This is a genomic window from Bradyrhizobium sp. 35 (genome assembly GCF_023073215.1).
Classification (GTDB): Bacteria; Pseudomonadota; Alphaproteobacteria; order Rhizobiales; family Xanthobacteraceae; genus Bradyrhizobium; species Bradyrhizobium canariense_D.
The window spans coordinates 574,518-580,517 of record NZ_JADPJC010000144.1 but is presented as its reverse complement, the minus strand read 5'-3'; the positions used below and the strand labels follow the sequence as shown (position 1 = coordinate 580,517).

Here is a 6,000-nt window from a genome sequence, read left to right as displayed (position 1 = left end):
AGCGGCGCACACAACTGCGCCTTCCTCATCCACAGCCAGAGGAACACGCAAGCGATGTTCAGCTCCGCTATCAACCCCAATAATATTGTGCAGGAAGAAGGGTAACGGTTCTTTCCGGTCCAAGTTCTGATGAGTCTCTTCCGCGTGTTCTTCAAACGCTTCGATCGCTGGAAAGCCATCAAGGCTTATCACTTTCATGCCGTTGCTCGCCGTGACGCGATAGGCTCGGGACGCAGGTCTCCAGCCGTGACTAACACCCACGCCGATCGGCTTTGAGGAAAGAATCTCCAATGCCACCGCGGCGTCGGACAAAACTTCTTCTCCACAAAATACAGTGGTCTTTTGAAATTGAGCGTTATCCCCGGCGCCTCCACCAAAAAATTGATATTGGCCGGCTGTAGCTAACGTCAACTGATCGACCAAAATGTCGGCATGCCCAGCTAGAGCATCAGCCAGAACGAGAGCAGCCCGAAACGGAAACCGTCCGGGCGGTGTTGGTGTAAACCTCGAAACTATCTCTTGGGCTGCCGCTGTGGCATCCATCGCGAGGTTACGTCCGACACTATATGAGAAGACCACATCGTCGCCAACCAACCCCAGTGCACACGCAAGGCCTTGACCACTGGCCACATTCGTAAACTCGCCGGCAGATGAAGCTCCCACAACGATGGTATCGGGCAGCTCCTTTTTTATGGCAGAAAGTATCGCTCCGTGGTCGTGCTGAGGAGCTGCAAATACTACCAAGGCAGCAGGCGGTGTGCTTAGGGATCTTCGTATTTCGGTGGCCAGAAATTTGCCTGCAGTCGAGCTATCGCTCGAATCCGTCGAGACTACCGACGCTTTCATTGTTCCCCCCACTTAGACAACAGCAGTAAACAACCTTCGAAACGATAAGTTCCGTTCCTCAAAAATATGGAGGCGACTCGAAGCGCTTTGTGCAGCGACATTCGGCAATGGCCGTCTGGGGTTATAGCTTTCAGTCTGATCAAGCCCGCCAGCATACCGCTCCTTGCGCGTCATTCGCCGGGGTTTTTCAGCACCGCTCGTTTCTGAGCTATTACGAATCGGGGAAACTTCCAGAGCCTTTCGGGATATCCAATTTTTATGGACTACTTTCGTGGTGTAGGAGCCTCTCTCATGAAGCCATCGGGGACTCCGATAACGGTGCCATGCTCGCGCGAGGTGAGCCCTCGAGGGACAGCCCCAGCTTACAAGCGGTACCGGCGCATGGAGCAGGCGTGGCGCTCTTTGGCCGAAGAGCAGGAGTGGCTGGATGGCGAAGTACCACCCGTTGGGATGAATCATGTCGACGTGTCGGAAAGGCCGTTTGGGTAGGCAGCCTATGTTTAGAGGCTTTTCGGATTTTGCGGGATTTGAATCGTGCCCACGAACGCACTCCTTGGTTAGCTCGGAATACGTCAGCATAGCGGACTCTGGTGTGGCGTCAGCCCGGCGGACTGTGGGTTCACGGCCTAGGTCAGGCCCCGATTGGGCTGCTCCGGACAGACCGAACAAAACCCATGGGGAACGAGACCTCCAGGCTGGCATTGGCCGCGTATGGATGACAGAAAGTGGCTCGCCATCATGGTCGCTTCGATGCTGCTTCTAGTGGGCATCGCGGCCTTGCTCGTAAAACAGCCGGAGCTAGTCACCAACACCCACGCGTTGATGAGTCGGTAGCGCGGAGCGGCTACTTTCCCTGACAGGCGTGGTAGCATGGTCTCGGTCGCGTGTCTTATTCGCTCTCTCAGCCAATCTCTCAGGAGCCAAGCTTCGTGTTCGGTGCAGAAAAGAACATGACACCGAGAAAGCGTTCTTAGCGGTCCAAAGTGATCCTTCTTTTCAGCTGCGAATCAGCGACTGTCGCCGCAATGAGCAGGCAGGGCGAAGAACCTTGGGCATGGAGCGATGAACCAATCACGATACCCGCTGGTAAGAAGGTGGACGCCGGAGGAGCATCAGCGGCTGCTGTCGCTGGCAGCCGCGGGGACGAGACCGGATGAGATCGCTCGCGCGCTGGGCAGGACAGAACCTGCGGTGCGCGGCCGGGCACATCTGCACAATATTCCTTTGCGGTTGGTAGCGCGCAAGCGCTCCCGCTAGGGCAAGCCGTTAACGCCTCTTGCTTGAGCGCGAGGCGAGGCATCCGCGTGGCAATGCCGGCATTTTCAATTTGCAGGTCGAGCACAGATTTCGCCCTATACCGCATCGGGGTGGGCCTGCTTAGACCTCACACGTCGGTCTCAGTGCGTCAATGCATGGAACCTTTGTTCCCATCTGGGCATTTTCCAGGCAGCTGTATCGGCTGCTGGGAGAAACAAATGGCACAAGCTTTTCGAGAAGACGCACAGGTGGGGGTGGTTGAACCGTCGGTGGCCGGGGTTTCCTGGGCTGCCGTCCTGGCCGGGGCCGTTGCGTCTCTCGCACTTACGCTCGTGCTTCTATCCTTTGGCGCAGGCATGGGTTTCTCTGTGGTGTCGCCCTGGGGCAATTCGGGTGTGTCCGCGACGACTTTCAAGATCGGAACTGGTCTATATTTCATCGTCATGGCGATGATCTCGTCCGCCGTAGGTGGTTATCTTGCCGGCCGTCTCCGCACGAAGTGGGTCGGCGTGCAGACCACCGAGGTGCACTTCCGGGATACGGCGCATGGCTTTTTAGCTTGGGCGGCCGCCTCGGTTCTCGGCGCTGTGTTGCTGGCTGCTCCGGCAACCACGTTGCTAGGCGGAACGCTTGCTGGCGCGACGCAGGGCGCCGCGAACGCTGCACAGAATTCGCCGATGAGCGGCTACGTCGACACGCTCCTGCGCTCGGATAACCCGTCCTCCCAGGGCCAGCAGACTGGCGACTCGCGTGGTGAGATGGTCCGCCTGTTCACCAACAGCTTCCACAAAGACAACGATGTCAGTCCCGCCGACCGCACCTACGTTGCTAAGGTCGTGTCTGCCCGAACCGGATTAAGCCAGGCGGACGCCGAGAAGCGCGTCAACGACGTCGTCACTCAGGTGAAAACTGATCTCGACGCGGCAAGGAAGGCCGCCATGCAGATTGCGATCTGGCTAACGCTTTCCCTGTTTATCGGCGCCTTCTGCGCATCGCTGGCTGCCACTGAAGGCGGCGGGCTTCGCGACGGCACTTGGGGCAAGAAGGCGTATGCGCCTGCAACCAATCGCTAACCCATCGAAAACGAAAGGAGAGATGTCATGCCGATTTTGCTTTGGCTCGTCGGAATTCCGATCCCGCTGATCATTCTCATTATGCTGCTGCGCTAAGTACGCCCACTATTCACAAACGGAGAAGGACGCATGTCCAAGTATCTCGTCGCCGCCTTGCTCACCACGGCGTTGTTCACGTGCTCGGCATCGGCGCAAACTGCCTCGACCAAGACCGCCGCTGATAGTGCCGCCTCGTCGCACAAGGAAGGCGAATGGCGGGCTTCCAAGCTCGTCGGCGTCAACGTCTACAACGAAGCCAACGAGAAGATCGGCGACATCAACGAGGTCATTCTCGACAAGTCGGGCAAGACTGCGAACGTCATCCTGGGTGTTGGTGGATTCCTCGGTATGGGCGAGCATTATGTTGCTGTGCCCTATGACAAGCTGAAGTGGGTCAACGAGCCCGTTCGCACGTCGACGGCCACGCCGCCTGCCGACAAACCGACGGTTGGCGTCAACAATGCCGGTGCCGCGACTGGAGAGGTGAACCGCTCCAACCGGCCCGTGCGTGCAGCCAACGAAAATTGGTATCCGGACCACGTCGTCTACAACGCGACCAAGGACCAATTGAAGGCTATGCCGCAGTTCAAATACTGAGGCCCACTACGCCGCCTCGGACACTCGGTCTCGAGGCGGCGATTAGGGGGCTCCTTGGGCGCCCTTCACCTCGCGCGCCACGTCGAGCACGGATTTCGCCTCGGTCAAAATTGCCACTCCGCATGGAGTGTGAGAATCGGCCCGTGTTCATCCTGGCGGCAAAGGGTTGCTAGTGATCAGGATGGAGCGTTGAAAGACCGGCTTGCTTAGCTCGTCCAAGCCTAGCATTGCCGCAAATTCTTCATGGGTGAGCAGCACTGGTCGGTTCGGGGCGCTCAATTAGATCGATGGTCCGTTTCCGCTGACGGTCTGATAGTGCACACAACTGGCGCTGTATAATTTTTTGCGAGTAGATCGCGCGGAGCGCCAGTCCCCTAATGTTGGCCTGGAGTATCGCCCGGGCTGAACTCCCGCTCCGCCTCGGTCCAGAAATCCAAATCTCGCCCCGAGGGGCGTCCGGCCCGTTCCCAAAGCTGATAGGCGCGTGCCGTGATTTGAGCGCGCCGCGAAGAAGAGGGGGAAAGCTTGCGCCCCAGCTGATCAGCAAACTGCCGCAGCCTCCTGGCGGCGTTCTCGTCTGAGGTGTATGCGGCGGTCCGAGTAGCCAGTGCTATCTGATGCTCGAGCTTTTTCCTTTCATCCATCGGATCGCATTCCTCCTCGTTCTAAATGACTCCGGCTGGGCTCATTGTTCAGCCCTGGCTGTAAAATGCGAGGAGCGCGAATTCCTTCACGCGGTTAAGTTCACTTTTGCACAAAGCAGCTCATTAACCTCGTCGCGAGGCCGCGCTGTACCCAGTGTAAAGGGAGCTTAGTTTCCGCCCCGTGGTTTTTCGAGAGGGAAGGAACGTGGGCGAGCTCGCGAAGAAGGGCCCGGGAAAAAGATTCCCGTTCACAAGCCTGCCGGCGTAAGGAGAAGCATGGCTGCAGTACTTCTGATCGAAGACGAAACGCTTATCCGCATGATGATTGCGGATATGCTGGTGGAGCTTGGTCACGAGGTTGCTGGGGAGGCCAGCGACCTGGGCTCTGGATTAGCCATGGCCATGAGCGCTGAATGCGACGCTGCTATTCTCGACCTGCAGCTTGGCCGGGATAGCTCTGAAGCTATCGCAGAGGCTTTGCAGCTCCGCGGCATTCCCTTCGTCTTCGCCAGCGGCTATGGCGCCGACGGTATACCAGAGCAATTCAACGGTCGGCCACTTCTACAGAAACCATTTCCCTTGGACGCTCTCGATCACTGCATGGGGACGCTTCTAGGCCAAGGCTCTAACGCCGACTAGCTCCAGAGTATTAGCAGGCACTGGTGGTCTGCTGCATCACGCTATAGAAGTCAGGATCGTCCGAAAGGCGGCCCGGCAGGTCGCGTGACCCGACGTACCCTCATCCTGTGACGGCGCAGACGTGTACTTACGTCGGCTTACCGAGGCATAGCGGAAGAGGGCACCTTTGACGTATGGGCGGCTTGTGACGAATATCGGAAAAGTCCAAATCAGGAACGGCAGCCGTCTGGGCTAGGGCGTGCCATAGCCGATGACCTCCGTTGAGGGTGTTGGGTCTTTCCATATTGTGCAAATGATCTAACCAACCCCTGAGAGAGCAGGATGACGCTGTCAGGTCGCGTGAAGTCGAATATGGAAGTCGTGTTGGAAGAGACGTGCCGGGAGCTTCCGAGCGGCGGTGATCATGAGACCCGCAAGCTTATTGCCGAACAGCTTCTTGCAGCTGCCGAAGCGGGGCACATTACATTGGACGAGCTACGGGCCGCTGCGCTCCGAGCATTTCCTGGTGCAGCAAAACTCGGGCCGTCATAAGCCTTGGAGGTAACTCATGGCCTCGGTACTTCTGGTAGAGGATGAAGCACTTATTCAGATGATGATAGCCAATATGCTGGCGGAGCTAGGTCATTCGGTTGTGGCCAAAGCCGGTGATCTGGTCTCCTTCCCAGAGCGCGCCAGTACCGTTAATTTCGAGTTCGCTGTGCTGGACGTCTTACTTGGCCGCACCAGTAGTGAGCCAGTGCCCAAGTCGTCGCTCGACGCAACGTCCCGTTCGTTTTCGCGAGCGGGTATGCTGTCGACGCAGTACTTGCCCGATTTTAGGAGCGACCGCTCCTCACCAAACCTTTTCAAATAGATCACTCAAAGGGTGTTCGCCAAGTTGTTGGATCGGACCTGAAGGCGGAACG

Annotated in this window: 8 protein-coding genes; 6 read left to right on the top strand and 2 right to left on the bottom strand. The window is 57.7% G+C overall.

Annotation, left to right across the window (positions count from 1 at the left end; genetic code table 11):
• On the bottom strand, window positions 1–846 hold an 846-nt coding region (locus tag IVB36_RS31380; protein ID WP_247394153.1), incomplete at its 3' end, for an FIST N-terminal domain-containing protein.
• A gap of 1,062 nt (window positions 847–1,908) precedes the next feature.
• Between IVB36_RS31380 and IVB36_RS31375 the strand changes: the two genes are divergently transcribed.
• The 3 genes from IVB36_RS31375 to IVB36_RS31365 all read left to right on the top strand — a co-directional run bounded on the left by IVB36_RS31375 (window position 1,909) and on the right by IVB36_RS31365 (window position 3,812).
• Entirely contained in the window at window positions 1,909–2,103 is a 195-nt protein-coding gene (locus tag IVB36_RS31375; RefSeq protein ID WP_247394151.1) for an SANT/Myb-like DNA-binding domain-containing protein, read from the top strand.
• 218 nt (window positions 2,104–2,321) lie between these two features.
• The gene (locus IVB36_RS31370; protein WP_247360143.1) at window positions 2,322–3,176 is read left to right on the top strand and encodes a hypothetical protein; all 855 of its coding nucleotides are present in this window, start codon (window positions 2,322–2,324) and stop codon (window positions 3,174–3,176) included.
• A 129-nt stretch (window positions 3,177–3,305) separates the two neighbouring features.
• Entirely contained in the window at window positions 3,306–3,812 is a 507-nt protein-coding gene (locus IVB36_RS31365; protein ID WP_247394149.1) for a PRC-barrel domain-containing protein, read from the top strand.
• Window positions 3,813–4,186: 374 nt separating this feature from the next.
• On the opposite strand, the gene IVB36_RS31360 is transcribed toward IVB36_RS31365, so the two are convergent.
• Complete coding sequence (locus tag IVB36_RS31360) at window positions 4,187–4,456, bottom strand: DUF2934 domain-containing protein (RefSeq protein ID WP_247394147.1); 270 nt, start codon at window positions 4,454–4,456, stop codon at window positions 4,187–4,189.
• Between the two features lie 276 nt (window positions 4,457–4,732).
• Here IVB36_RS31360 and IVB36_RS31355 point away from each other — a divergent pair, with 276 nt between their 5' ends.
• The 3 genes from IVB36_RS31355 to IVB36_RS31345 all read left to right on the top strand — a co-directional run bounded on the left by IVB36_RS31355 (window position 4,733) and on the right by IVB36_RS31345 (window position 5,948).
• A complete protein-coding gene (locus tag IVB36_RS31355; RefSeq protein WP_247394145.1) occupies window positions 4,733–5,095 on the top strand; it encodes a response regulator in 363 nt (120 codons plus the stop codon).
• A 321-nt stretch (window positions 5,096–5,416) separates the two neighbouring features.
• Complete coding sequence (locus tag IVB36_RS31350) at window positions 5,417–5,626, top strand: hypothetical protein (protein ID WP_247394142.1); 210 nt, start codon at window positions 5,417–5,419, stop codon at window positions 5,624–5,626.
• Window positions 5,627–5,642: 16 nt separating this feature from the next.
• On the top strand, window positions 5,643–5,948 hold the full coding sequence (locus tag IVB36_RS31345) for a response regulator (RefSeq protein WP_247394139.1): 306 nt from the start codon (window positions 5,643–5,645) through the stop codon (window positions 5,946–5,948).
• The last annotated feature ends 52 nt before the right edge of the window (window positions 5,949–6,000 follow it).

Bases quoted from the DNA above. Each gene is read 5' to 3' on its own strand.
- IVB36_RS31345 (WP_247394139.1), top strand. From the start codon at position 5,643: ATGGCCTCGGTACTTCTGGTAGAGGATGAAGCACTTATTCAGATGATG.
- IVB36_RS31355 (WP_247394145.1), top strand. From the start codon at position 4,733: ATGGCTGCAGTACTTCTGATCGAAGACGAAACGCTTATCCGCATGATG.
- IVB36_RS31375 (WP_247394151.1), top strand. From the start codon at position 1,909: ATGAACCAATCACGATACCCGCTGGTAAGAAGGTGGACGCCGGAGGAG.
- IVB36_RS31365 (WP_247394149.1), top strand. From the start codon at position 3,306: ATGTCCAAGTATCTCGTCGCCGCCTTGCTCACCACGGCGTTGTTCACG.
- IVB36_RS31370 (WP_247360143.1), top strand. From the start codon at position 2,322: ATGGCACAAGCTTTTCGAGAAGACGCACAGGTGGGGGTGGTTGAACCG.
- IVB36_RS31350 (WP_247394142.1), top strand. From the start codon at position 5,417: ATGACGCTGTCAGGTCGCGTGAAGTCGAATATGGAAGTCGTGTTGGAA.
- IVB36_RS31360 (WP_247394147.1), bottom strand. From the start codon at position 4,456: ATGGATGAAAGGAAAAAGCTCGAGCATCAGATAGCACTGGCTACTCGG.